Annotated in this window: 3 protein-coding genes; 1 reads left to right on the top strand and 2 read right to left on the bottom strand. The window is 65.8% G+C overall.

The annotated features are described in order from the left end of the window. Window positions 1–277, top strand: a 277-nt coding sequence (locus AQY21_RS11650; RefSeq protein WP_152988206.1) for a TRAP transporter large permease subunit, incomplete at its 5' end; no start/stop codon positions are given. Window positions 278–375: 98 nt separating this feature from the next. On the opposite strand, the gene AQY21_RS11645 is transcribed toward AQY21_RS11650, so the two are convergent. After that, window positions 376–627: a DUF2274 domain-containing protein gene (locus AQY21_RS11645; protein ID WP_058097825.1), complete on the bottom strand. Its 252-nt coding sequence runs from the start codon at window positions 625–627 to the stop codon at window positions 376–378. A gap of 4 nt (window positions 628–631) precedes the next feature. Then, a partial coding sequence (locus AQY21_RS11640) for a TrbI/VirB10 family protein (RefSeq protein ID WP_161906005.1) occupies window positions 632–1,046 on the bottom strand: 415 nt, incomplete at its 5' end.

Below are 1,046 nucleotides of genomic sequence, written 5' to 3'. Positions count from 1 at the left end.
GGTGATCGCGCCGCTGCTGCTGCCGCTGATGGTCTCGGTCGAGGTGCATCCGGTGCATTTCGCCGCCATCGTCGCGACCTCGGTGGTGATCGGCGCGAACAGCCCGCCGATGGCGCCGGTGCTTTTCATGGCCTGCCGGATCGGACGCGCTTCGGTCCATCAGGCGGTCGGTCCCGCCCTGCGCATGATGGCCTTCGTCGCCTTGCCGGTGATGATGCTGACGACCTTCATCCCCGCGCTTTCGCTGGCACTGCCGCGCTGGCTGGGATTGGTTTAGGCGAGGTGGGCTTACTGCCAGAGGAGGTGATCCCCAACACGCAGGACGACATTTGGTATGCGTGCCTAAGCCGCAGGTGTTGGCTGGGCTAATATCGTTCAGTCCTCGGTTCTGCGCCCAGCATTGACGTTCCGCCTTGCTTTCGCAAACCCGCGATCCGAGGCGAGGAACCGCTCCAGCATCGGCACCACGAGTTTCTGCGGCGGGACAGCGACGCCTGGCCCGCCCATGCCGCTGCGGCGGAGCAGTTCGCCATAAAGCACCAGGTCCCTGTGCAGACCGGCGGGCAGTTCGACGGTAAGCTTCACCGGCGCATCGTCCGCGATGGGTCCGAGCTTCAGCTTCGTCATGATGTCATCCTCCGGCATTCTCGAATATCAAATCCCGCCCCACCAGAATCCTGACCGGGAATCCCGGCCGGACGGTCAGCGTGGGCGCGACCTGCAGCTGGCGCTGGACGATCTGCTGACCGGCCTGGTTGACAGCATCCTGGGCGCCGTCGCGGATGGCGCGGATCAGCCGGTCTTCCTCGTCGCCGGCGACGAGTTCGGTGCCGACCGCCAGCAGCGTCGACAGCCCGGCCGCCTTCATCAGCTCTCCCCAGTGGTAATCGACGCTGTCCTCCAGCCCGGCATAGCCCGCGGCATCGGTCCCCGGCATACGCTCCAGCACCAGCGAGCGCCCATCGGGGAAGATCAGCCGGTTCCAGACGAGCAGCACGCGGCGCTGGCCGAATGTGACATCCGCATCGTATTCGCCGATGATGCGT

The sequence above is a fragment of the Paracoccus sp. MKU1 genome, assembly GCF_001447385.1.
GTDB lineage: Bacteria > Pseudomonadota > Alphaproteobacteria > Rhodobacterales > Rhodobacteraceae > Paracoccus.
The sequence above is the reverse complement of the archived record's forward strand: the minus strand, read 5'-3'. Positions and strand labels throughout refer to the sequence as shown.

Coding starts and splice junctions, on each gene's coding strand:
- AQY21_RS11645 (WP_058097825.1), bottom strand. CDS start 627: ATGACGAAGCTGAAGCTCGGACCCATCGCGGACGATGCGCCGGTGAAG.